The 22,163-nt window shown below is 69.7% G+C and carries 20 protein-coding genes; 6 read left to right on the top strand and 14 right to left on the bottom strand.

Features of this window, described 5'->3' with window-relative positions; all coding sequences use genetic code 11:
- The first annotated feature begins 18 nt into the window (after window positions 1-18).
- Entirely contained in the window at window positions 19-921 is a 903-nt protein-coding gene (locus tag ABZX12_RS09820; RefSeq protein ID WP_355691591.1) for an MIP/aquaporin family protein, read from the top strand.
- On the opposite strand, the gene ABZX12_RS09815 is transcribed toward ABZX12_RS09820, so the two are convergent.
- The 5 genes from ABZX12_RS09815 to ABZX12_RS09795 all read right to left on the bottom strand — a co-directional run bounded on the left by ABZX12_RS09815 (window position 915) and on the right by ABZX12_RS09795 (window position 7,036).
- Entirely contained in the window at window positions 915-1,643 is a 729-nt protein-coding gene (locus ABZX12_RS09815) for an ion channel (protein ID WP_355691589.1), read from the bottom strand. The two genes, ABZX12_RS09820 and ABZX12_RS09815, sit on opposite strands and share 7 nt — an antisense overlap.
- A gap of 34 nt (window positions 1,644-1,677) precedes the next feature.
- Entirely contained in the window at window positions 1,678-3,120 is a 1,443-nt protein-coding gene (locus ABZX12_RS09810) for a DUF2252 domain-containing protein (protein WP_355691587.1), read from the bottom strand.
- A gap of 123 nt (window positions 3,121-3,243) precedes the next feature.
- Entirely contained in the window at window positions 3,244-5,022 is a 1,779-nt protein-coding gene (aspS, locus tag ABZX12_RS09805; RefSeq protein WP_355691586.1) for an aspartate--tRNA ligase, read from the bottom strand.
- Window positions 5,019-6,350: a histidine--tRNA ligase gene (gene hisS, locus ABZX12_RS09800; protein WP_355691585.1), complete on the bottom strand. Its 1,332-nt coding sequence runs from the start codon at window positions 6,348-6,350 to the stop codon at window positions 5,019-5,021. Before hisS ends, aspS begins: the two co-directional genes overlap by 4 nt.
- Window positions 6,347-7,036 (bottom strand): MBL fold metallo-hydrolase, encoded by a 690-nt coding sequence (locus tag ABZX12_RS09795; protein ID WP_355691583.1) that lies wholly within the window; start codon window positions 7,034-7,036, stop codon window positions 6,347-6,349. Before ABZX12_RS09795 ends, hisS begins: the two co-directional genes overlap by 4 nt.
- Before the next feature lie 238 nt (window positions 7,037-7,274).
- Between ABZX12_RS09795 and ABZX12_RS09790 the strand changes: the two genes are divergently transcribed.
- A complete protein-coding gene (locus ABZX12_RS09790) occupies window positions 7,275-8,501 on the top strand; it encodes a DUF349 domain-containing protein (RefSeq protein WP_355691582.1) in 1,227 nt (408 codons plus the stop codon).
- A 21-nt stretch (window positions 8,502-8,522) separates the two neighbouring features.
- Here ABZX12_RS09790 and ABZX12_RS09785 read toward each other — a convergent pair whose 3' ends face one another.
- Window positions 8,523-9,197 (bottom strand): HNH endonuclease family protein, encoded by a 675-nt coding sequence (locus ABZX12_RS09785; RefSeq protein WP_355691580.1) that lies wholly within the window; start codon window positions 9,195-9,197, stop codon window positions 8,523-8,525.
- A gap of 69 nt (window positions 9,198-9,266) precedes the next feature.
- On the opposite strand from ABZX12_RS09785, the gene ABZX12_RS09780 reads away from it, so the two are divergent.
- Both ABZX12_RS09780 and ABZX12_RS09775 read left to right on the top strand, forming a co-directional pair.
- Window positions 9,267-10,130 (top strand): hypothetical protein, encoded by an 864-nt coding sequence (locus tag ABZX12_RS09780; RefSeq protein WP_355691579.1) that lies wholly within the window; start codon window positions 9,267-9,269, stop codon window positions 10,128-10,130.
- A 157-nt stretch (window positions 10,131-10,287) separates the two neighbouring features.
- Complete coding sequence (locus tag ABZX12_RS09775) at window positions 10,288-11,448, top strand: hypothetical protein (RefSeq protein ID WP_355691577.1); 1,161 nt, start codon at window positions 10,288-10,290, stop codon at window positions 11,446-11,448.
- A 127-nt stretch (window positions 11,449-11,575) separates the two neighbouring features.
- Here the strand turns inward: ABZX12_RS09775 and ABZX12_RS09770 are convergent, their stop codons facing one another.
- Window positions 11,576-12,370: a hypothetical protein gene (locus tag ABZX12_RS09770; RefSeq protein WP_355691575.1), complete on the bottom strand. Its 795-nt coding sequence runs from the start codon at window positions 12,368-12,370 to the stop codon at window positions 11,576-11,578.
- A 1-nt stretch (window position 12,371) separates the two neighbouring features.
- On the bottom strand, window positions 12,372-12,953 hold the full coding sequence (locus ABZX12_RS09765; RefSeq protein WP_355691573.1) for a papain-like cysteine protease family protein: 582 nt from the start codon (window positions 12,951-12,953) through the stop codon (window positions 12,372-12,374).
- A 185-nt stretch (window positions 12,954-13,138) separates the two neighbouring features.
- On the opposite strand from ABZX12_RS09765, the gene ABZX12_RS09760 reads away from it, so the two are divergent.
- On the top strand, window positions 13,139-14,038 hold the full coding sequence (locus ABZX12_RS09760; protein WP_355691572.1) for a hypothetical protein: 900 nt from the start codon (window positions 13,139-13,141) through the stop codon (window positions 14,036-14,038).
- Between the two features lie 175 nt (window positions 14,039-14,213).
- Window positions 14,214-14,960 (top strand): alpha/beta hydrolase, encoded by a 747-nt coding sequence (locus ABZX12_RS09755; protein ID WP_355691570.1) that lies wholly within the window; start codon window positions 14,214-14,216, stop codon window positions 14,958-14,960.
- Here ABZX12_RS09755 and ABZX12_RS09750 read toward each other — a convergent pair.
- From ABZX12_RS09750 to secD, 6 genes are all read right to left on the bottom strand, one after another.
- A complete protein-coding gene (locus ABZX12_RS09750; RefSeq protein ID WP_355691568.1) occupies window positions 14,950-15,897 on the bottom strand; it encodes a hypothetical protein in 948 nt (315 codons plus the stop codon). The genes ABZX12_RS09755 and ABZX12_RS09750 overlap by 11 nt on opposite strands.
- A gap of 47 nt (window positions 15,898-15,944) precedes the next feature.
- Entirely contained in the window at window positions 15,945-16,187 is a 243-nt protein-coding gene (locus ABZX12_RS09745) for a hypothetical protein (RefSeq protein WP_355691566.1), read from the bottom strand.
- 3 nt (window positions 16,188-16,190) lie between these two features.
- Complete coding sequence (locus ABZX12_RS09740) at window positions 16,191-18,380, bottom strand: bifunctional (p)ppGpp synthetase/guanosine-3',5'-bis(diphosphate) 3'-pyrophosphohydrolase (protein ID WP_355692834.1); 2,190 nt, start codon at window positions 18,378-18,380, stop codon at window positions 16,191-16,193.
- Between the two features lie 305 nt (window positions 18,381-18,685).
- The gene (locus ABZX12_RS09735) at window positions 18,686-19,225 is read right to left on the bottom strand and encodes an adenine phosphoribosyltransferase (protein ID WP_355691564.1); all 540 of its coding nucleotides are present in this window, start codon (window positions 19,223-19,225) and stop codon (window positions 18,686-18,688) included.
- Entirely contained in the window at window positions 19,225-20,397 is a 1,173-nt protein-coding gene (gene secF, locus ABZX12_RS09730; protein ID WP_355691563.1) for a protein translocase subunit SecF, read from the bottom strand. Before secF ends, ABZX12_RS09735 begins: the two co-directional genes overlap by 1 nt.
- On the bottom strand, window positions 20,397-22,154 hold the full coding sequence (secD, locus tag ABZX12_RS09725) for a protein translocase subunit SecD (protein ID WP_355691561.1): 1,758 nt from the start codon (window positions 22,152-22,154) through the stop codon (window positions 20,397-20,399). The genes secF and secD overlap by 1 nt, the downstream gene beginning before the upstream one ends.
- Window positions 22,155-22,163 lie beyond the last annotated feature (9 nt).

Below are 22,163 nucleotides of genomic sequence, written 5' to 3'. Positions count from 1 at the left end.
GTCGGAAAGAGGTGCGAGATGGCCGGCAGTCCGGATGGGGAGGTCGCGCCCGCGACGCAGAGTCGCGTCGGCGGGAGAACGCACGTCGAGGTCGCGCTGCGATCCTTCGGGGTGCCGAACTCGGTGGCCCACGAGTTCGACTTCTGGGACGGGAGTTACGAGGGCCGGCGGTTGTTCTCCGAACTGCTCGGCACGTTCTTCCTGGTCCTCGTCGCGGTCGGCGGCGGCATGGTCAATGCGCGCTTCGGCGGCGACGCGGTTCCGTACGGCGCGCGCGTGGTGTCGCCGGCGCTGATGGTGGCGGCGATCATCCTGTTCATGGGCGCGGTGTCCGGGGCGCACCTGAACCCCGCGGTCAGTGTGGCGTTCGCGCTCCGCGGCGACTTCCCGTGGAAGCGGGTCCCGGCGTACATCGTCGCCCAGTTCGTGGGCGCCGGACTCGCCACGCTCCTCCTGGTCGCCCTGATCGGCAAACAGGGCAGCGCAGGGCTGACCCTGCCCGGTTCGGGGATCTCGGGGACCACGGCGATGCTGTGGGAGATCGTGCTGACCACCGGACTCGTGAGCGTGATCCTGGGAACCGCCTCCGGTGCCCAGCAGATCGGACCGTTCGCTGCGCTCGGAGTGGGCAGCTACATCGCGTTGGCCGGGTTGTGGGGATCGGCTGTCAGCGGCGCGTCGATGAACCCGGCGCGCTCTCTCGGACCGGCCCTGGTGCTCAACGACTGGACCGCGTGGTGGGCGTATCTGGTCGGCCCCACCGCGGGCGCCGTCGTCGCCGTCGGTCTGGCCTATGTACTCCGGGGCCGTGGCGGCGGCCGGAGCGGGATGGCGGCCGCGCAGGGCACGCTCGGTGTGGAGTGGCGGACCGGGACGCAGCCGCGCGCCGACGCGCAGGATCCCGGGTCACGCGATCACTGAGCGTCGTCGCCGGGCGGGCGCCGCCGGCCCCGGCCGGGCTGGACGGCGTTCACGACCTTGGCCACGGCCGTCACCAGGAACAACTGGCCGAGCACCATCTCGCCGACGGCGAGGCTCTGGCCCGGGTTCCTCGCCGGCACCAGATTGCCGTAGCCCGTTGTGGTCAGCGTCGTGAACGAGAAGAACAGGTCCTGGGAGATGTTGCCCTCCCCTTGGGGACCGAAGAACGAACCGTCCTGCAGGACTCCCAAGGCCCGGTAGGAGAACGCGAACGCCATCCCGAGCATCAGGTAGGCGGCGATCGCCCCCAGCAGGGTCTCGAAGTCCACGGTCGGGCGCAGCACCAGGTGCCGGACGATGACGCCGGGCGCGATCAGGTACAGCAGGCCGCAGGTCACCGCGATGAGACCGCTGCCGGACGGCCCGTCAGGGACGAACAGATGCAGGAGCGCGACACCGGTCGAGGCGAGCAGGACGGCACTGGCGACAACGCGAAGACGGCGCCGGGCCTGCGAGGCCTGCAGCGTCGTCCAGATGGTCGCGATCTGCACGAACAGCACCAGCGACAACGCCCAGGTCGCCGTGAGCGTGGCCGAGACGGTGTAGGTGACCAGGATGAGCAGGAGCACCAGGCCGTAACTGTCAGGCGAGCCGAAGACGTCGCGGAGCGGTCTGGCGCGGCGTCGTGATCGCCGTACCTGGTGGTCGGGGCTGTCCGCCATCACACTCAGCACTCAGACAGTACTCAGACGGTCCTCAGACGCCTTCGACCGCCTGGATCCGCCCGGATCGAACCGCAGCGGCGAAGGCCTGGTAGTCCTGCTCGTTCTGGTCGGCGTAGCTCTGGGAGAAATCGGCGATCGCCTGCTCGAACTCGTCACGCTTTCCCAGATAGGCATGCAGCGCGACCGGATCGCCCGAGCGGGCGTGCGCCCGGGCCAGGGTCCACCCGCAGATCCGGGCGTACAGGGTGAGACCGGCCGGGATCATCGCCTCGACATCGGCCGAGCCCTTCATGTCGCGCAGTTGCCGCCAGTAGAAGTGCCGTTCGACGTCGAGACCCTTGGTCCACCCGAGGAAGATGTCGCTGGCGGCCTGCATCATCCGCTGGCCGTAGACAACCCGCTCGCCGTGCTGTTTGTACCGGCTCCGCGGCAGATGGTCCTCCAGGACGGACCTCGTGGCCTCCTTGACCTGCAGGAAGAGCGGATCACCCTGGTCGCGGCCCTGCAGCAGACCGATGAACGCCCGGGTCCCGACGCTCCCGACCCCGACCACCTTGCGGGCGACGTCGACCAACTCGAACCGCTCCAGCAGTTGGCGCTGATCATCGCGCAGCGTGCCACGGTAGGCACGGAACTGCTCGTGGAGTGCCCGCTCGACCTCGTCGCCGGACAGGCCGTAGGTGCTCTGCAGCTCCCGCATCGGCACCACGATCGGCGGCCGGCTGACGATCCGGTACCGTCCGTCGACCAGCTCGCCGAGCTTCGACAACGCCTGCAGACTGTCCCGCGAGTGGGCCTTCTCGAGCGCTTTCACGCCCGTGGCCTCGGCCCGCTCGGCCAGCTTCGCCCGCTTCGGGTGCTTGCCGACCTTGGCCGCGGCCTTGCGCATCGCGGCCATCAGGTCCTGCTCGTCCATCCGCGCGTACCAGATGTCCAGCGTGCCCATCTGCGCGAAGTCGGCCATCGCCTTCCGGTACGACGCCGCCGACCTCAGCGTCACCGCGCGGGCGTCCGCCGCGCTGAAGCCGTTGTTGTGCGCCGCGATGGTGAAACTGGCCGCCATCCGCTTGACGTCGTACTCGAACGGCCCGGGCAGGGTCTCGTCGAAGTCGTTCAGATCGAACAGCAGATGACGTTCGGGCGAGGCGAACGCCCCGAAGTTCGACAGGTGCGCGTCACCGCACAGCTGGACGTCGAGACCGGCCGTCGGTGTGCCGTCCAGGTCGGCGGCCATGATCTTGGCCGCGCCGCGGTAGAAGGTGAACGGCGACGCCAGCATCCGCCCGTGCCGGACCGGGACCAGGTCGGGTTCGCGGGTCGTGTTCTGCTCCTCGAGCAGACCGACCGGGTCGGGCCGGTCAGCGGCCGGCTTCCAGGCGCTGTGGCTGGAGCGTGGCACCAGCTCTCGCGCCGCCTTGCCCCGGGCCCGGCGTTCTTCGATGTTCGGGTGCGAAACGCTCCTAGTTGGTGTCACCTGAGTCACCCTCCCCTGGTGTCCCTCGCTCTTCGATGACACCTGAGACGGGGTCGCCGGGAATCACCCCACCCGGATGACCGGACCGGCCGGGCCACAGGGCCCGGCCGGCACAGCTGCGGCCTATTCCGCCTTCTTCTCCTCGGGCTTCGCGTCGACACCGGCTTCCTTGCGCTGCTCCGGCGTGATCGGCGCCGGCGCCGAGGTCAGCGGGTCGAACCCGCCGCCGGACTTCGGGAACGCGATCACGTCGCGGATCGACTCGGTACCGGCCAGCAGCGCGGTGATCCGGTCCCAGCCGAACGCGATCCCGCCGTGCGGCGGCGCGCCGAACTTGAACGCGTCGAGCAGGAACCCGAACTTCTCGGTCGCCTCCTCGTCGCTGAGGCCCATCACCTTGAAGACGCGCTTCTGCACGTCCTCGCGGTGGATACGGATCGAGCCGCCGCCGATCTCGTTGCCGTTGCAGACGATGTCGTACGCGTACGCCAGCGCCGAGCCCGGGTCGGTGTCGAACGTCTCCAGCGAGTCCGGCTTCGGCGACGTGAACGCATGGTGCACGGCGGTCCACGCACCGGAGCCGACCGCGACGTCACCGGCCGCCGTCGCGTCGTCGGCCGGCTCGAACAGCGGCGCGTCCACGACCCAGACGAACGACCAGGCCGACTCGTCGATCAGACCGCCGCGACGGCCGATCTCCAGGCGGGCGGCGCCGAGCAGCGCCCGCGACGTCTTGATCGGGCCCGCGGCGAAGAAGATGCAGTCGCCCGGCTTCGCGCCGACGTGGTCGGCGATCCCCGCGCGCTCCTCCTCGGACAGGTTCTTGGCGACCGGTCCCCCGAGCTCGCCGTCCTGCCCGACGAGCACGTACGCCAGGCCGCGGGCGCCGCGCTGCTTGGCCCACTCCTGCCACGCGTCGAGCTGCTTGCGCGGCTGGTCGGCGCCGCCCGGCATCACGACCGCACCGACGTACGGCGCCTGGAACACCCGGAACGGCGTGTTCTTGAAGTACTCGGTGCACTCGACGAGCTCGAGGCCCATCCGCAGGTCCGGCTTGTCGGAGCCGAACCGCGCCATCGCCTCGCCGTACGTCATCCGCGGGATCGGCGTCTGCACGTCGTACCCGACGAGCTTCCACAGCGCGGTCAGGATCTCCTCGGACAGCGCGATGACGTCGTCCTGGTCGACGAAGCTCATCTCGATGTCGAGCTGGGTGAACTCGGGCTGCCGGTCGGCGCGGAAGTCCTCGTCGCGGTAGCAGCGGGCGATCTGGTAGTACCGCTCCATACCGGCCACCATCAGCAGCTGCTTGAACAACTGCGGCGACTGCGGCAGCGCATACCAGCTGCCCGGCTGCAGGCGGGCCGGCACCACGAAGTCGCGGGCGCCTTCCGGCGTCGACCGGGTCAGCGTCGGCGTCTCGATCTCGACGAAGTCGTGCGCGGCCAGCACGTCGCGGGCGGCCTTGTTCACCTGGCTGCGCAGGCGCAGCGCCGTGCCCGGACCCTGGCGGCGCAGGTCGAGGTAGCGGTACTTGAGCCGGATCTCCTCGTTCACCGGGGTCGCGTGGTGCTCCTCGACCGGGAACGGCAGCGGGGCCGCCTCGTTCAGCACCTCGACCTCGCTGGCGATGATCTCGATCTCGCCGGTCGGCAGGTTCGGGTTCGCGTTGCCCTCGGGGCGCGGCGACACCTCGCCGACGATCTTCAGGCAGTACTCCGATCGCAGGCCGTGCGCGGCCTCCTCGTCGCGGATCACGACCTGGACCGTGCCGGACGAGTCGCGCAGGTCGATGAACGCCACGCCGCCGTGATCGCGTCGCCGCGCCACCCAGCCCGCCAGAATCACCGTCTGCCCGGCGTGCTCGGCACGCAACGAGCCTGCGGAATGGGTACGGATCACGAGTTCTCCTTGTGCGTGTTGATGCTTGGTCGTAGGTCCTGTGCCGGCGGAGTCCAGGTCGCGGCGTCGGCCGGCACCTGCTCACCGCTGCGGATGTCCTTCACCTCAGGACCGTTGTCGGTGCTGAACCAGACGAACGGGATCCCGCGCCGATCCGCGAACTTGATCTGCTTGCCGAACTTGGCCGCGGCCGGCGCCACCTCGACCGCGATCCCCCGGGCCCGCAGGGCGACGGCGGTCCGCATGGCCTCGGCCCGGTCCTCCTCGGAGTTCAGCGCGATCAGCACAGCGGTCGGCGTCCGGCGGCTGGCCGTCAGCAAACCCTTGCTGATCAACCGGTGCACGAGCCGCGACACCCCGATCGAGATCCCGACCCCGGGGTACGTCGTCTTGCCGTCCGAGGCGAGCGAGTCGTACCGCCCGCCGGAGCAGATCGACCCGTACCCCTCGTCGCCGATCAGCTGCGTCTCGTAGACGGTGCCGGTGTAGTAGTCCAGTCCGCGCGCGATCTTCAGGTCCGCGACCAGCAGCCCCGGCGCGTGCTCGTTGGCGGCGTTCATGATCTGCGACAGCCGCTCGAGTCCCTCGTCGAGGATCTCGTGCTGCACCCCGAGCGCCCGCACCTGGTCCGCGAACGACGCGTCCGTCGACGAGATCTCCGCGAGCCGCAGGACCTGCTTGGCGGTCTCGGCGGACAGGCCCGCGGCGGTCAGCAGCTCGGTCACCTTGTCCGGGCCGATCTTGTCCAGCTTGTCGACGATCCGGAGCGTGCCGGTGACGTCCTCGATGCCGAAGCCGCGGTAGAAGCCCTCCGGGATCTGCCGGGTGTTCACCTGGATCCGGAACGGCGGGATCGGCAGCTTCCGGAACGCGTCCGCGATCACCAGCGGCAGCTCCACCTCGTAGTGGAACGGCAGCTCGCCGCTGTCGATGATGTCGATGTCCGCCTGGGTGAACTCGCGGTACCGGCCCTCCTGCGGACGCTCGCCGCGCCACACCTTCTGGATCTGGTAGCGCCGGAACGGGAACACCAGTTTGCCGCTGTGCTCCAGGACGTAGCGGGCGAACGGCACGGTCAGGTCGAAGTGCAGCCCGAGAGCCGCGTCCTCGTCGGCGCCGGCCGCGAGCCGCCGGACGCCGTAGATCTCCTTGTCCGCGTCCTCGCCCTGGTTGGACAAGCGCTCGACCGGCTCGACCGCGCGGGTCTCGATCGACGCGAATCCGTGCAGCTCGAACGTCTCCCGGATCACGTCGAGGAACTCCTGCTCGACGATCCGGTCCTGCGGAAGGAATTCGGGGAACCCACTCAGCGGGGTCACCTTGCTCATAATTCGGGAATCTCCAGGTCCTGCAAGTAGGGGTTAGTCGCCTTCTCCCGGCCGATCGTGGTCTGGCCACCATGACCCGGCAGGACGACGATCTCGTCGCGCATCGGCAGGATCTTGGTGGCCAAGGTATGCAGCATCGCCGGATGGTCGCCCCCAGGCAGATCCGTCCGGCCGATCGACCCGGCGAACAACACGTCACCGGAGAACAGCACCGCGGGCACGTCCTCCGGCCCGTCGTACGGCGTGGTGAACGTGACCGACCCGCGGGTGTGGCCCGGGGCGTGGTCGACGGTGAGGTCCAGGCCCGCGAGCTCCAGGGACTGCCCGTCCTTCAGCTCGGCGACGTCGTCCGGCTCGGCGAACGCGTGGTTGCCGCCGAGCAGCATCCGCGCCGTCTCCGGGCTGATCCCGGCCATCGGGTCGGCCAGCAGGTGCCGGTCGTCGGGGTGGATCCACGCGGTCGCGTCGTACGTCCCGCAGACCGGGAGGACCGAGAACATGTGATCGATGTGACCGTGCGTGAGCAGCACGGCGACCGGTTTGAGCTTGTTTTCCCGGACCACCTGCTCGACGCCCGGGGCGGCGTCCATGCCCGGGTCGATCACGAGGCACTCCGCGCCCTGGCCGGTGGCGACGACGTAGCAGTTCGTACCCCACGACCCCGCGGGGAACCCGGCGATGAGCACGACTGACCTTCCTGGACCTGAGATCGGGACCCACCAAGGCTACCGGTCGGCAATCGCCGAGATCGAACCGGATTGTGACGCAACACCGTTGCGCCTGAGCTGGGAGTTTGTGATTGTTCAGGGATAAGCGTCGAGAAGGCAGCTCGACGCGCCCAGGCGGGGCCCTGTTCGCACGGTTGGACCGGGGACTGACCAGAATGGGCACGAGCGCAGTGCATACCGCCGGAAGGGGCGAGTTGTGGCCGGAGAGAACTGGGGCCGGGTAGCCGAGGACGGAACGGTCTTCGTACGGACGAAGGACGGTGAACGGGCGGTCGGCCAGTGGCCGGACGCGAACCCCGAGGAGGCGCTCGCCTTCTACACCCGCCGGTACGACGCGCTGGCGTTCGAGGTGGAACTGCTGGAGCAGCGCGTCCAGGCGGGCACGGTGTCCCCCGACGACGCCCGCGCCGCGGTCAAGAAGGTGACCGGCGCGATCGAGGACGCCCAGGCGGTCGGCGACCTGGACGGCCTGCACGCGCGGCTCGAGGCGCTCACCCCGCTGGTCGCGCAGCAGCGCGAGCGGCGCAAGGCCGAGCGGGCCGCGAAGGTCGAGGAAGCCCGCTCCGCGAAGACCAAGATCGCCACCGAGGCCGAGACGATCGCTGCCGGCACCGACTGGCGGCACGGCGTGACGCGGCTGCGCGAGCTGCTCGACGAGTGGAAGGCACTCCCCCGGCTCGACAAGTCGTCGGACGACGAGCTGTGGCACCGCTTCTCCTCCGCGCGCACGACGTACACGCGGCACCGCAAGCAGCACTTCGCCGAGCTGTCCTCCAAGCGCGAGGAGGCCGCCGTGGTGAAGGACCGGCTCGCGGCCGAGGCGGAGACGCTGGCCTCGTCGACCGAGTGGGGCCCGACGTCCGGGCGGTTCCGGGACCTGATGCGGCAGTGGAAGGCCGCCGGGCCGGCGCCGCGCGAGGTCGACGACAAGCTGTGGGCCCGGTTCCGGGCGGCGCAGGACCAGTTCTTCGGCGCGCGGGACGCCGTCCAGGCGGAGGAGAACGCCGAGCAGGTGGAGAACCTGCGGGCCAAGGAAGCGCTGCTGACCGAGATCGAGACCATCCTCCCGGTCGAGGACGCGCGGGTCGCCCGCGAACAGCTCCGCGACTACCTGGACCGCTGGGACCAGATCGGCAAGGTGCCGCGCGACTCGATGCGCGCCGTCGACGGGCGCCTGCGGGCTGTCGAGCAGGCCGTGAAGGCCGCCGAGGACGAGGTCTGGAACCGCTCCAACCCCGAGGCACGCGCCCGCGCCGAGGCGACCGTCAAGCAGCTCCAGTCGCTGATCGCGGACCTGGAGAAGCAGGCGGCCAAGTTCGAGTCCCAGGGCAACACCCGCAAGGCCACCGAAGCCCGCGAAGCCATCGCCGCCCGCCGTGAATGGCTGACCCAGGCCCAGAACGCGCTCTCCGACTTCAGCTGAGCAACCGAACCCACGCAGCCGTCACGGGCAGGTGTGGGTGATGGACCTGGCGGTGGAGGCCTCGGTGGTGGTGATCGGCAGGGTGTACTTGGCGGCCACCCGGAGGTACTCGAGGACGTAGGTGCACCGGTAGGTGCGGTTGAGGGGGAGCCACTCCCCTGGGCCCTCGTCGCTCTTGGAGGCGTTGGCGGAGCCGTCCACCACCAGGAGGTTGGCGGCCTCGTCGTTGGCGAAGTCGACCCGGCGTTGGGTGGGCCAGGTGGATGCGCCCATGTCCCAGGCGCGGGCCAGTGGGTAGATGTGGTCGATCTGGAGCTTGGACGCGTCGGCCTTGCGGAACTCGATGCGGTGGCCGGTGTACGGGTCGGAGGTCAGGACCCCGGCGGTGACCACGCACTTGGTGTGGCCGCGATACTGAACGGCCGTCAGGCGTGCGGCCAGCATGTCGTTGCGGGTGTCGCAGCCGTTGTGGCCCCCGACGCCGGCGTGGTTGTCCGACCAGGTCTGGCCGAACCGGTCGCGTTGGTAGCCAGGGACCTTCGGGCGGTTCGGGACGACTCGTACCTTGGCCAGCTCGGCGGTGATCAGCTTCGCCGTACCGGTGGTGGGCGGGGCCGGTGTCGATTCGGTGCCTTCCACCGGGAGCGTGCAGGCGGTCAGAAACAGGACTGCAAGGGCGGCGAGCAGCGGGCGCATCAGGCGACCTTAGGGCAAGGCTGTGGACAACGTCCGGCAGGATCGCGGGGTTTCGGAGATCCTGTCCGGATGCTTTCTGCGGACTTCCCGTACTACTTCTGCGGTCTCCCCTTCCGGCCTTACCAGGTGGGGCGAAAGCTCGAGTGGTTGCTCGGTCTTGGTGACATCCGCCCGGTGATGAAGGGCGTGTACGTCGACCACCGCGTGCCGGACTCGCAGCAACTGCGGGCGAACGCGCTTCGCCTGCTGACCCCTCCGGAGGCGGTCGTGTGCGGCGCGGCCGCCGCTTGGCTGCACGGCATAGACACGACCGCGCTCGGGCCTGCCGAGCTCGTGGAAGCCCAGTGGACGCGCACGGCCGCCGACACCGTCGAGGTGCACGGCCTGCGAGTCCTGAGCCCGATCGCGAGCGCCGTCCAACTCGCGATGCGACTCCCGAGGCCCTTCGCGCTCTCCGCCGTCGACGCGTTCCTCCGCACCGGCAAAGCCGACCTCTGGGCCCTCCGCGCCGCATCGGTGGCCCACGAACGGCAGTCGGGCTATCGACAGAGCCAGGAGGTGCTGCGCTGGGCCGACCGGCGCGCGGCGTCCCCGGGCGAGTCCTGGCTGCGGCTCCGGTTGATCGACGCCGGCTTCGGCCGGCCGAAGCTGCAGGTGCCGGTCAACGGACCGACGCGCACCTACCGGCTCGACCTCGGGTATCCGGATCGGCCGGTGGACGGCCGGCGGCTCGGGCTGGAGTACGACAGCGACGCCTGGCACTCGTCGACCAGGCAACAGCTGAAGGACGAAACCCGCCGCACCGAGCTCGAAGGTCTCGGCTGGCAGGTGATCTCCGTGCGGCGCACCGACCTGTGGGGCTCGTACCCAGCCTTGGAACTCGCCGTCGGCAGCTTCCTCTGCCAGGAACCACGCCTACCGCGTCGGTGGTGAGACGCGACGACATCGACGGGTATGAGCGGGCGAGCGGACTGGGATAAAGTCGCAGCGGTCCGAGGGTGGGGTGGATGGTGTCGCCGTGCGGGCGAGGCCTGGAGGGGGAGTTGTGGATACGCCTGAAGAAGTGCCTCAAGAGGTCCAGGTTCGGCGCTTGGGCAAGGAGGGAGCGGAGCTCGCCGTCTTCGAGTTCCAGGGCAAGCTGCGAGAGTTGATGATCTCCAGCCTCCGCGAGGGCTATCTGGCCACGGGGAACTACGTCCCGGACGCGCGGGCCGTCTCTCCGCAAGGTGCGCTGTCGTTGGCCGTCGCAGGCGCGGCGACGGGTGCGACCGCGCTGTCGGCAGCGTTCTCGTCGACGCTCTTCATGGCGACCGCGAACCCCGCCACGCTGATGACCGTCGGCAACGGCGTCGGCAGCGCTGTGATGGGAGCCGGTGGGATCGTGGCACAGGCGCCGTTCATCGCCGTGGCGAGCTCACTTCCGGTCGTGGCGCCGATCCTCGCGGTTCTGGCGCTCAACACGGCAGTGATGATGCAGCAGTTCAAGCAGGTCGACCGGAAGCTCGACACCATCAAGAGCGCGTTGGACAAGGCGATCGCCCGGAGCGAGGCGACGCACGCAGGCGAGCTGCTCGCCGCCTCCAGGACCGTCGACGACGTCTACCGGCAGTACAGCCTCGAAGGCTCCTTCTCGAACGACATGCTTGTGCGCCTCGCGCTCGCGGAACGCGACGTGCGAGCACTGGCCGCCAGGTTCCGACGCCTTGTCGAAGCGCGCAGCGCCACGAACGGTGATGACCTCAGAGAGGTTCAGCAGGCGAACTACGACGCCCACAGCGCGATGCTCGCCTCGTTCGTGGAGCTCCGGGTCTCCTACCTCCGGGTCTGTGTCGACATGCAGGAGAACCCGAAATCGGTCACCTCGTCGATGGAACACCTGAAGGCGGTCATCGACGACGGGATCGTGTTCTGGCAGCAGTTGCAGGACCGCTCACGAGGGCTCAAGGACGAGATCGGTCAGCGCGAGGCGAAGCTCCAGGACATGAACTGGGCGACACGTAACCTCCCGGGCGGCGAGGGCGCCACGCTCGAGAAAGAGCTCGCGAAGCTCAAGGACGCTTTCACGGCGACGATGGAGAGCGAGCGGAAGATCATGAGCGAGTTCCATTCGCTCATCGAGTCCGCCCGCACGACGCGCAAAGCGCTCGAGACGTCGGGGCCGACGAACGGCACCACCTCGCCGACCCTCGTCTACTGGAAGGACGAGACCGGCGAGCATTCGTTCGTGACGGAGCAGAACCTCATCTCCTGACCGACGCTCGCTCCCAACCACCCGGTCCACCGATGGTCGGTGAACCGGGTGGTGCGCGCCCCGGCGGGGACATGGTGCCCGGGTGGCGACCAGTCCGGGGCGGCGGGATCGGCCCAGGTACCGACGGTCAGTCGTTGTACCGGCGGCGGGCCAGCAGGAGGAGAACCAAGGCGAGGATGCCGGCCGCCGCGGCGACCGCGGCGACGTGGTGGTTCGTGGACGGGACAGTGGTCGAGGCGGTGGTCGAGGCAGTGGCTGAGGCGGTGGTCGAGGCAGTGGTCGAGGCAGTGGTGTCGTAGCCGCCGGCCGTGCCGGACTCGTTGTACTGGGTGCCGGGGAGCTTGTCGGCGTAGCGGTGGGCAACCAGTTCTTGGTAGGCGGTGGTCGTGATCGGCTTGGCGCCGATCGACTTGACGGCCGACTGGTTGAGCGGCCGCACCTGGGTTCCGGAAACGGCGTACCAGGCGCCGATCTGGGGTTCGGTGAACACGAGGGCGCCGGCCGCGGCGGACACCATGCGGGCCTCGGTGTTGCCGGAGGCCACATTGACAGCATGCCAGGCGCCCTGGTCGTCTGGTGCGGTGAAGACGGTCAGCGTCCGGCCGCCCTGTACGGCACTGGTTGCCGCGTACCAGAACGTTGCCACGGGCGCCGACGCGTCGCGGACGAAGGCCGGGTCGAGCGCGTAGATCGGGTGCGTGTCCCGCGCGACGCTCGCCGCGGCCTTCGCCGTACCACCGGCCTTGCCCAGCAGGCTCAGCGCGTCCGACGACCTGGCGGCATCAGTTGCCTTGGACAACTCGTTCGGCGACACCGGCTGCGGACCCGCCGCGCCGGCCGGGCCGGAGGCCGCGAACGAGAACGCGAGACCGGCCGCGAGGACGGCGGCGCAGCGGAGCAGGAGGTGCTTCGGGCGGCGCATGTCAGGCTCCGATCCGGTACAGGGAGTGCGTCCACGTGAACTGCGAGTTGGACCGGTACCAGTTGTAGGTCGAGTAGTTGTACCGGGGGTCGTCCGGCCACGGGTTGTAGTACTCGATCGTCGAGTCGGAGGCGTCGTACCCGATGATGTCCATCATGTGACCGCCGCCCGACGTCCAGCCGATCCGGGTCATCACCGGCCGGCCGGCGGCGATCTCGGTGACGAGCGTGCTGAAGCTGAGCGTGGACGAGACGTAGCTGCCGGCGCTGATCCCGATCGTGCGGAACGCGCGCTGGTCGTTCGCGAGCGTCGCCTGGTTGTTCGGGCAGGTCGCGTTCACGGCGTACCCGAAGGCCATGTTGCAGAACTGGTTCTGCGAGTAGGAGCGTCCGTAGAACGCGGCGATGCTGTTGCCGCTCGCGGCCCAGCACCAGTTCGACTTCTGCTGGGCCTGGCCGGTGACGTTCAGGTAGTAGCTGCCGGGGGCGGCCGAGGCCGGCGGGGCGAGCGGTGCCAGCGTCGCCAGGCCGAGGATCGTGGCCAGGAGCAACGACCAGGTGCGGCTGGGGCGGAGCCTGCGCATGAGTCCTCCTTCACGAGGTACTGCGGGGTGGGCGGAGTCCATCGTCGAGACGTCGCCGCCGCGCGGCAAGGACTTGGGACGCGGGCCGGACGGCGGTGTGAACGGCAGTTCCGCGTGAACAGCGGGTGACGAACCAGTGCCGGACCGTGCTGTGAATGTTTACACTTCCCCAAAGGAGGGTGGACATGATCGATTCCACTGTCCCGGTGGTGACGCCGGAGGCGCCGTTCGCGGACGCGCTGCGGCAGGCGATCGCCCGGCGCGGCCTGGCCCTGAACCGGATCCGCACCCATCTCGCCGACCGCGGGCTGAACGTCGGGGTCGCCACTCTGAGCACCTGGCAGAGCGGCCGGCGGGTGCCGCGCGAGGACTCGCTGGCGATCGTGACGGCGCTCGAGGACCTGCTGGAGGTTCCGCCCGGCTGGCTCACCGTCCGGATCCCGCCGTCCCGGACCGATCCGTCGGCGACGCTGCAGCCGTACGCCGTGGTCGACTACGCCGAGGCCCTCACCCGGCTGCTGGACAGGCTCCGCCGCGACGCCCACGGCAGGCTGCGCAACGTGACCGTTCTCGAGGAGGTCCGGCTCGACCCGGATCGGAGCGCGCACCTGCGGCGCGTGACCCAGAGCGTGGTCGCCGTGCAGCCGGTGGACCGACTCATCATCGCGCACCAGGGTGAGCCGGGCTGCGATGCCGAGCAGCTCACGCTCCGGGCGCTGAGTGGCTGCCGGACCGGCCGGATCGCGCGCTCCCCCGAGGCCGGCGCGCTGCTGGGCGAGCTGCTGCTCGACCGGGTCCTCGCGGTCGGTGAGACGGCCGTCGTGCACTACGAGGTCGAGGACCGCTCCGGGTTGCCGGCGACCGAGTACCAGCGGTTCAGCGAGTGGGGCGGGATGCACTACGTGCTGGAGGTGCAGTTCGACCGCGCCGCGCTCCCGGTCCGCGTCCACGAGATCCGCCGCTGCCACACCTCCGGCCCGAATCTCGTCCACCGCGAGCTGATGCTCACCCCCGACGGCCGCGTCCACGTCCTCGAGGCGTCGGCCGACCCGGGCACGGTCGGCATCGAGTGGGAGTGGGACTGACTGGTAATGCCGTGGTCGCCGGCCACGGCCGCTGCTACGCTTCCGGAGGCCGTGCGACCGAAGCAGGAGGTGATACCCGTGAACGCATCGACATGGGTGCTCCTCTCTGAGGTCACGGTCGGGCGATAGGTCGTCCGGGAGCGCCGTTCACGAGCACTCCCGAAAGGCACGACCCATGGACTTCACCTCCGAACGGCACCTCGACGACGGCGTCGTCGAGCGCGAATTCACTCTCGACGACGTACCGGGCATCCTCTGGGTACCCGGGTCCAGCTCCGCTCCGCTCCCCCTGATCCTGCTCGGCCACCCCGGCGGACTGCGGAAGATGTATCCGCGGCTGATGGACCGGGCCCGCCAGTGCGCGCAGCTCGGCTTCGCCACGGCGACCATCGAGCTCCCCGGGAGCGGCGACCGCCCTCGACTCGCTGACGTCGAGCAGGCCCGTGCCGACCTGCGGCAGGCGCTGGCGACCGGCGAGCCGGTCGGCGAGATCGTCGACCGGCTGATCTTCCCGCTGGTCGAGCAGGCGGTCCCCGAGTGGCAGGCGGCCCTGGACGCCCTCCTGTCACTGCCCGAGGTCGGCGGCCCAGTCGGGTACTCCGGAGGAGTCCTTGCCGTCGGCATCCGGCTGGCCGTTGTCGAGCCGCGGATCGCTGCCGCCGGCTTCTTCGCCGGGAGTTACGTCCCCGAGGGCATGTTCGACGAGGCCCGGCGCATCACCGTTCCCCTGCACGTCCTGCTGCAATGGGACGACGAGGGCAACGACCGTCAGCACGCTCTCGACCTGTTCGATGCCTTCGGATCCCAAGAGAAGACGCTGCAGGCGAATATGGGCGGCCACACAGGCGTCCCGAAGTTCGCGGGTGACGACGCGGCCCGGTTCTTCGTCCGGCACCTGAGCCGGCGCCCGGTCAGGTCCTGAAGCCGGCGTGGATGTGGTCGTGGTGGGTGCGGTCGGAGAAGTACGCCGGACCGGGGAGTTGGTACGGGCCGCCGACGTTGTAGGAGCCGAGCGACTCTGTGGCGCGCATGTACGACGTGACCAGTGCGCGCGGCGTCGCGGGGTCGACGACCGCGCGGCCGTCGATCTGCCAGGTGTCGAAGGCGCGGCCGCGCGGATGGTCGCTCGGGCGGTCGGTGCCGAACACGTTGATCGGATGGCCGGAGCGGATCACGCTGACGTCGATCCGGTACGTCCCGGCGAGCTCGAGCATCGCGGCCAGCACGCTCTCGTGGACCTGACCGGAGCGGATGTCCGCGGCCGAGGCGGGTGGTAGCGCGATCCGCGCATTGCTCAGCACCTGTCGCGCGGCTGGCGACAGCTGCGTCGTCGCCTTTCCCGGCTGTGCGGGATGCATCGCGGTCACCCTCCAGGTCCCCTGCGTCTTGGTGAGCCGTACGTCGACGGTTGTGCCGCCGGTGACCACTCGGCTGTCCGCGAGCGTGAAGCTGCGGCACGGCACGAGCACGCTGGCGGTGTCGCTCAGGATCCCGCCGTACTGCGCGTCGATCACCTCCACCACACCGCGGGTGTCGCGGGACCGCAGCAGCTCAACCACCGCCGCGACCGCCGCCCGCTTCGCCGCAGGCTCGAGCTCCCCGGGACCAGGCGCCCAGGACCGCACCCTCGGAAGCACAATCTCCCGCGGCGTCTCTGACGCCGGAGCACTCGACGGGCCGCTCGGCGTTGGGGTGCTCGACGTCGGGGTGGTCGGCGTCCGGGCGCTGGGCGTGCCCGCCGACGAGCCGGTGCCTGACGGCACCGACGTACCACTCGCCTGCTTGCCCGACGACGCGCTGCAGCCGGCCAGCATCCCCACGCCGGCAAGCAACAACCCACGCCGCCCGAAACCGCTCATACCCGCAGTCTGCCCGCCCTCACAAACAGAGCCGGCAATCCGTGTAATCACCCAGGAACAACCCGTGGTCCGGGCACCGTACGAACGCCGCATCCGCCGGAGCAGAACGCCTGCTCGTCCTCCCCCTCGTCCTCCCCCTCGGCCGACCACGGCAGCTCGTCCAGGTCGAAGCCGTCGTTGCCCGACCCGATCCGCGAATTGCGCACCAGCAACGCGAACCCGCGCTCGAACCGGGTCCTGGCCAGCTCGACAGCCGCAGCCGCGGTCCGCCGGCCGAACCAGTCCCCCACGGCCTACTGCGTGACGCGGTAGACGTCGAAGACGCCCTCGACCGAGCGGACTGCCTTCAGGACGTGACCGAGGTGGGTGGGGTCGCCCATTTCGAAGGTGAAGCGGGACTTGGCGATCCGATCGCGGGTGGTGGTCAGCGCCGCGGACAGGATGTTCACGTGATAGTCCGACAGCACCCGGGTGATGTCCGACAACAGCCGCGCCCGGTCCAGTGCCTCGACCTGGATCGCGACCAGGAAGACGGACTGGGCGGTCGGCGCCCACTCGACCTCGACGATCCGCTCGGGCTGGGTCTTCAGGTTCTCCACGTTCGCGCAGTCGGCGCGGTGCACCGAGACGCCTGCGCCGCGGGTGATCCAGCCGATGATCTCGTCGCCGGGCACTGGTGTACAGCACCGGGCCAGCTTCGACAGCACGTCGGTCGCGCCCTTGACGATGACACCGGCGTCGCCGCGCGCGGTCCGCTTCCGGCGCTCGCGGGTCTGCGGCAGCCGCAGGCCCTCGGCCAGGTCCTCGGCCGCGCCCTCCTCACCGCCGTACGTCTCGATGAGGCGCCGGACGACGGCCTGCGCGCTCACGTGCTGCTCGCCGACGGCGGCATACAGCCCGGTCACGTCCGGGTAGCGCAGCGAGTTCGCGACCGCGGTCAGGGTCTCGTGCGACAGCAGGCGCTGCAGCGGCAGACCTTCCTTGCGGAGCTGCTTCGCGATCGCGTCCTTGCCGTGCTCGATCGCCTCGTCGCGGCGCTCCTTGGAGAACCAGTGCTTGATCTTGTTCCGCGCGCGCGGGCTCTTGACGAACGTCAACCAGTCGCGCGACGGCCCCGCGCCCTGCGCCTTCGAGGTGAACACCTCGACGACGTCGCCGTTCTCCAGGGTGCTCTCCAGCGGCACCAGCCGCCCGTTGACCCGGGCGCCGATGCAGCGGTGCCCCACCTCGGTGTGCACGGCATAGGCGAAGTCGACCGGGGACGATCCGGTCGGCAGCGACATCACGTCACCGCGCGGGGTGAAGACGTAGACCTCGGCATTGTTGATCTCGAACCGCAGCGAGTCGAGGAACTCCGACGGGTCGGAGGTCTCCCGCTGCCAGTCGACCAGCTGCCGCACCCAGGGCATGTCGTTCGGCCCGCCGATGTCGGTGCTCGGCGCGGCCGGCGCGACGGAGGTGGGGTCCTCCTTGTACTTCCAGTGCGCGGCGATGCCGTACTCCGCGCGGCGGTGCATCGCGAACGAGCGGATCTGCAGCTCCACCGGCTTGCCCTGCGGGCCGATCACGGTGGTGTGCAGCGACTGGTACATGTTGAACTTCGGCATCGCGATGTAGTCCTTGAACCGGCCGGGGACCGGGTTCCACCGCGCGTGCATGATGCCGAGCGCCGCGTAGCAGTCGCGGACCGACTCGACCAGGACCCGGATGCCGACCAGGTCGTAGATGTCCCCGAACTCGCGGCCGCGGACGATCATCTTCTGGTAGATCGAGTAGTAGTGCTTCGGGCGGCCGGTGACGGTGGCCTTCACCTTCGCCGAGCGCAGGTCCTCGTGCACCTGGTCGATCACGGTCGCCAGGTACTCGTCGCGGGACGGTGCGCGCTCGGCGACCAGCCGGACGATCTCGTCGTACACCTTCGGGTGCAGGGTCGAGAAGGCCAGGTCCTCGAGCTCCCACTTGATCGTGTTCATACCGAGCCGGTGGGCCAGCGGGGCGTAGATCTCCAGCGTCTCGCGGGCGATCCGCTCCTGCTTCTCCTGGCGCAGCGAGCCGAGCGTGCGCATGTTGTGCAGCCGGTCGGACAGCTTGATCACCAGCACCCGGATGTCCTTGGACATCGCGACGACCATCTTGCGGATGGTCTCGGCCTGCGCCGACTCGCCGTAGCGTACCTTGTCCAGCTTGGTGACGCCATCGACGAGCATGGCGATCTCTTCGCCGAAGTCGCGGGTCAGCTCCTCCACCGTGTACGGCGTGTCCTCGACGGTGTCGTGCAGCAGCGCGGCGCACAGCGTGGTCGCGGTCATACCGAGCTCGGCGAGGATGGTGGCGACGGCGAGCGGATGCGTGATGTAGGCGTCGCCGCTCTTGCGCATCTGGCCGGTGTGGTACTTCTCCGCGGTCCGGTAGGCGCGCTCGATCATGCCGAGATCGGCCTTCGGGTGGGTTGCGCGGACCACCCGGAACAGCGGCTCGAGCATCGGCGCCCGGTTCGGGTGCCGGGTGCCGCCGAGGCGGGCGAGCCGGGCACGGACCCGGGCCGGGGCGATCCGCGGCGGCTGGGTCGCGGGCGGCTGGGGCACCGGCGCCGGGCGCACCGGTGACGGCGCGCGCGGAGGCTCCTGCGGTACAGCGTTCGGTACCGCAGATGTCATCGCCGGGTCTTCGCCCACGTTGTGTCCCTCCGCCGACAGAGCACCAGTCTAGAGGCCCGCGTCCAACCAGGCCGAACCGCCTGTGGACAACACGCCGGGTGAGCTCGCGGCGACGGAGAGTTTGCCCGAATTCAGACCGTCACGAGGGCGCTGACGCTCTCGCCCTCGAGGCGTTTGCGGCCCGGGAGGAAGGAGAGTTCGAGCAGGACCGCCGTCCCGAGGACCTCGGCGCCGCAGCGCCGGATCAGCCGCAGGCAGGCCTCGACGGTGCCGCCGGTGGCCAGGACGTCGTCGATGACCAGCACGCGGTCACCGGGAGCGAACGCGTCCTGGTGCACCTCGATCGTGGCCTCGCCGTACTCCAGCGCGTACGACTCCTCGTACGTCGCCGCCGGCAACTTGCCCTTCTTCCGCACCGGCACGAACCCGGCGCCGAGCGCGAGCGCGACCGGCGCGGCCAGGATGAAGCCGCGGGCCTCGATCCCGACCACCTTGTCGACCACCGGGGCGCCGTCGCCGTCCTTGCCGGCCGTCGCCAGCGCCTCCACCACCTGGGTGAAGCCGGTGTGGTCGGCCAGCAGCGGGGTGATGTCCTTGAACACCACCCCCGCCTGCGGGTAGTCCGGGATGTCGCGAATGCCGTCGGTGAGAACCTGCTCGAGCGACCGCATCACTTACCGCGCTTCGACCGCGGCTTGCGCGTCGGCTGCGGCCGGCCCGCGGCAGCCGCCTTCATCGGCCGCGACGACGGCGTCGGCACCGCACCGGTCGCCCGGTCCGCCTTCCGCGGCGTGTCCTGGACGGCGGACCGCGCCGCCCCGGCAGTTGCCGGCACGGCCACCGGGGCGGCCGCGGCGGCGACCTGCGCCTTCTTCGCGGTGACCCGCTTGCGCAGCGCCTGCATGCCCGGCTCACGCTCCTTGAAGACCGCGAGCAGCGAGGGCGCGATGAAGATCGACGAGTACGCGCCGACGGCGATACCGACGAACAGCGCCAGCGACAGGTCCTTGAGCGGGCCGGTGCCGAGCACCCACGTACCGACGACCAGGATCGCGCCTACCGGCAGCAGCGCGGTGACCGTGGTGTTGATCGAGCGGACCACGGTCTGGTTGACGGCGAGATTGGTCGCGTCCGAGTAGGTGTAGCGGTTCGACCCGGTGATACCGCGGGTGTTCTCGCGGACCTTGTCGAACACCACGACGGTGTCGTACAGCGAGTAACCGAGGATCGTCAGAACGCCGATCACGGTCGCCGGCGTGACGTCGAAACCGATGATCGCGTACACGCCGACCGTGATCGTGACGTCGTGCACCAGCGCGATGATCGCCGCCATCGAGGCCTTGGGTTCCCGGAAGTACAGCCAGATCACGAAGAAGACCAGGCCGAGGAACACCGCCAGCGCCAGGATCGCCTTGTCGGCGATCTGCTTGCCCCAGGAGGCGCCGATCTGCTGCGAGGTGACCTGGTCGGCCGGGATCCCGGCCTCCTTGGCGATCGCCGCGCGGACGACGCCGATGTCGTTCTGGGCCAGCGGCTTGGTCTGGACCCGGACCTTCTCGTTGTTGATCGTGGTGACGACCGGGTCGCCGAGGTCCTTGGCGTTGGTCGCCTTCACGGCGTCGCCGAAGTCCTGCACCGTGCTGTCGGTGACCTTGACCTTCGCCTCGTACTCGACGCCGCCCTTGAACTCGATCCCGAGCGCCAGGCCGCGGGCGAACAGGCCGGCCAGCGAGATGATGACCAGCACCGCCGAGAGGCTGAACCAGAACTTGCGGTGACCGACGAAGTCGTAGGAGACCTCGCCGCGGTGCAGCTTGGCACCGATCTGTCCGAGCTTCGACATCAGACCTCCCCTCCGACCGGCTTGCGCGTCGACGGCGTCTTCCGCGGCCGCCGGGCCGACGGTTTCGTCTGTCCGGGCAGTCGTTCGACGCCCAGATGCTCCGGATCGAGTCCGGACAGCTTGTGCCCGTGGCCGAAGAAGTCGGTCCGGGCGAGCAGCGTGACCAGCGGCTTGGTGAACAGGAACACCACGACCAGGTCGATCAGCGTGGTCAGGCCGAGCGTGAACGCGAAGCCCCGGACGCTGCCGATCGCCAGCACGTACAGCACCAGCGCGGCGAGCAGCGAGATCGAGTCGGCCGCGATGATCGTGTGCTTGGCCCGGGCCCAGCCGGTCTCCACCGACGACCGCAGGCTGCGGCCCTCACGGACCTCGTCGCGGAGTCGTTCGAAGTAGATGATGAACGAGTCCGCGGTGATACCGACGGCCACGATCAGACCGGCGATACCGGCCAGCGTCAGCGTGAACCCGATCGCCTTGCCGAGCAGGATCACCAGCGCTCCGGTGAGGACGCCGGCGGCCACGAGCGACAACACCACGACGATGCCGAGACCGCGGTAGTACAGGAAGCAGAACACGACGACGAGCGCCAGACCGGCGATACCGGCCCAGATGCCCGCGGAGAGCTGGTCGCCGCCGAGCTGCGGCGACACCGTCTCGACCGAGGAGATGTCGAACTTGACCGGCAGCGCGCCGTACTTCAGCACGTTCGCCAGGTCCCGGGCCTCGGCCTCGGTGAAGGTACCGGTGATCTGCGCCTGGCCGCCCGGGATCGGGTTCTCCACGCTCGGCGTCGAGATGGTCTCGCCGTCGAGCACGATCGCGAACAGGTTCTGGCCCTGGCCGCGCTTCGAGATCGCGGTGGTCGCCTTCAGGAACTTGTCGCCGCCCTCGCCGGTGAACTTCAGGTTCACCTGCCACTGCAGGCCGTTCTGCGGGATCCCGGCGGAGGCGTCCGACAGGTCGGTGCCCTTCATGATCGCCGGGCCGAGCAGGTACTTGTAGGTGCCCTCGCGGTCACAGGAGAAGATCGGCTTGTTCGGGTCGTCGACCTGCTTGTCACCGCACTTGAAGGTCGCGAACGCCGCCTGCGTGGCCGCGTCCGGCGTGTAGTTCAGCGGGTCGCCTCCGGCGGCAGGCGTCGACGGCGTCGCGCTCGGTGTGCTGCTGGGCTTGGCGGTCGGCGTCGTACTGGCCTTGGGGGTCGGCGTCGGCGTCGCCTCACCGAGCGCGCTGCTCCAGGCCCGGCCCTTCGGCGAGCTGGGCGTGGCGCTCGGCTTGATCGTGGCACTGGGCTTCGGCGTCGTGGTCGCCTTCGGCGTGGTGCTCGGCTTCGGCGTCGTCGACGGGGTGGTCGACGGCGTCGGCTGCGGCGCCGCGGCCTGCGCGTCGTACACGATCCGGAAGTACAGCAAGGCGGTCTGGCCGACCTGCGACACCAGGGATTCCTTCGTGGCGCCCGGGACGGCCACGTTGATGTGGTTCGCCCCGGAGGTGGTGATGTCGGACTCGGCGACACCCGCACCGTTGACCCGCTGGCCGATGATGTTCTTCGCCTCGTTCAGCTGCTCGGCGGTCACCTTGCCGCTGCCGTCGATCGTGCTGGCGGTCAGCGTGATGGTGGTGCCGCCCCGGAGGTCCAGCCCGAGCTTGGGCTTCCAGGTCTGGGTCAGCGCCATGATCCCGAACAGCAGAACCACGACGACCAGCAGGCCGATCAGGCTCCGCCCGGGGCGGGATGTCGAAGTCGTTGCCACGTCAGTTTC

This window comes from Kribbella sp. NPDC003505 (assembly GCF_040610875.1).
In the GTDB taxonomy this organism is placed as follows: domain Bacteria; phylum Actinomycetota; class Actinomycetes; order Propionibacteriales; family Kribbellaceae; genus Kribbella.
Note: the sequence above shows the minus strand (reverse complement) of the source record. Positions and strands in the feature narration are given on the sequence as shown.

What these genes read in the sequence shown, in the direction of transcription:
- ABZX12_RS09820 (WP_355691591.1), top strand. Translation starts at nt 19, where the DNA reads ATGGCCGGCAGTCCGGATGGGGAGGTCGCGCCCGCGACGCAGAGTCGC.
- ABZX12_RS09815 (WP_355691589.1), bottom strand. Translation starts at nt 1,643, where the DNA reads ATGGCGGACAGCCCCGACCACCAGGTACGGCGATCACGACGCCGCGCC.
- hisS (WP_355691585.1), bottom strand. Translation starts at nt 6,350, where the DNA reads ATGAGCAAGGTGACCCCGCTGAGTGGGTTCCCCGAATTCCTTCCGCAG.
- ABZX12_RS09785 (WP_355691580.1), bottom strand. Translation starts at nt 9,197, where the DNA reads ATGCGCCCGCTGCTCGCCGCCCTTGCAGTCCTGTTTCTGACCGCCTGC.
- ABZX12_RS09780 (WP_355691579.1), top strand. Translation starts at nt 9,267, where the DNA reads ATGCTTTCTGCGGACTTCCCGTACTACTTCTGCGGTCTCCCCTTCCGG.
- ABZX12_RS09770 (WP_355691575.1), bottom strand. Translation starts at nt 12,370, where the DNA reads ATGCGCCGCCCGAAGCACCTCCTGCTCCGCTGCGCCGCCGTCCTCGCG.
- ABZX12_RS09765 (WP_355691573.1), bottom strand. Translation starts at nt 12,953, where the DNA reads ATGCGCAGGCTCCGCCCCAGCCGCACCTGGTCGTTGCTCCTGGCCACG.
- ABZX12_RS09760 (WP_355691572.1), top strand. Translation starts at nt 13,139, where the DNA reads ATGATCGATTCCACTGTCCCGGTGGTGACGCCGGAGGCGCCGTTCGCG.
- ABZX12_RS09755 (WP_355691570.1), top strand. Translation starts at nt 14,214, where the DNA reads ATGGACTTCACCTCCGAACGGCACCTCGACGACGGCGTCGTCGAGCGC.
- ABZX12_RS09750 (WP_355691568.1), bottom strand. Translation starts at nt 15,897, where the DNA reads ATGAGCGGTTTCGGGCGGCGTGGGTTGTTGCTTGCCGGCGTGGGGATG.
- ABZX12_RS09740 (WP_355692834.1), bottom strand. Translation starts at nt 18,380, where the DNA reads ATGCTCGAGCCGCTGTTCCGGGTGGTCCGCGCAACCCACCCGAAGGCC.
- ABZX12_RS09735 (WP_355691564.1), bottom strand. Translation starts at nt 19,225, where the DNA reads ATGCGGTCGCTCGAGCAGGTTCTCACCGACGGCATTCGCGACATCCCG.
- secF (WP_355691563.1), bottom strand. Translation starts at nt 20,397, where the DNA reads ATGTCGAAGCTCGGACAGATCGGTGCCAAGCTGCACCGCGGCGAGGTC.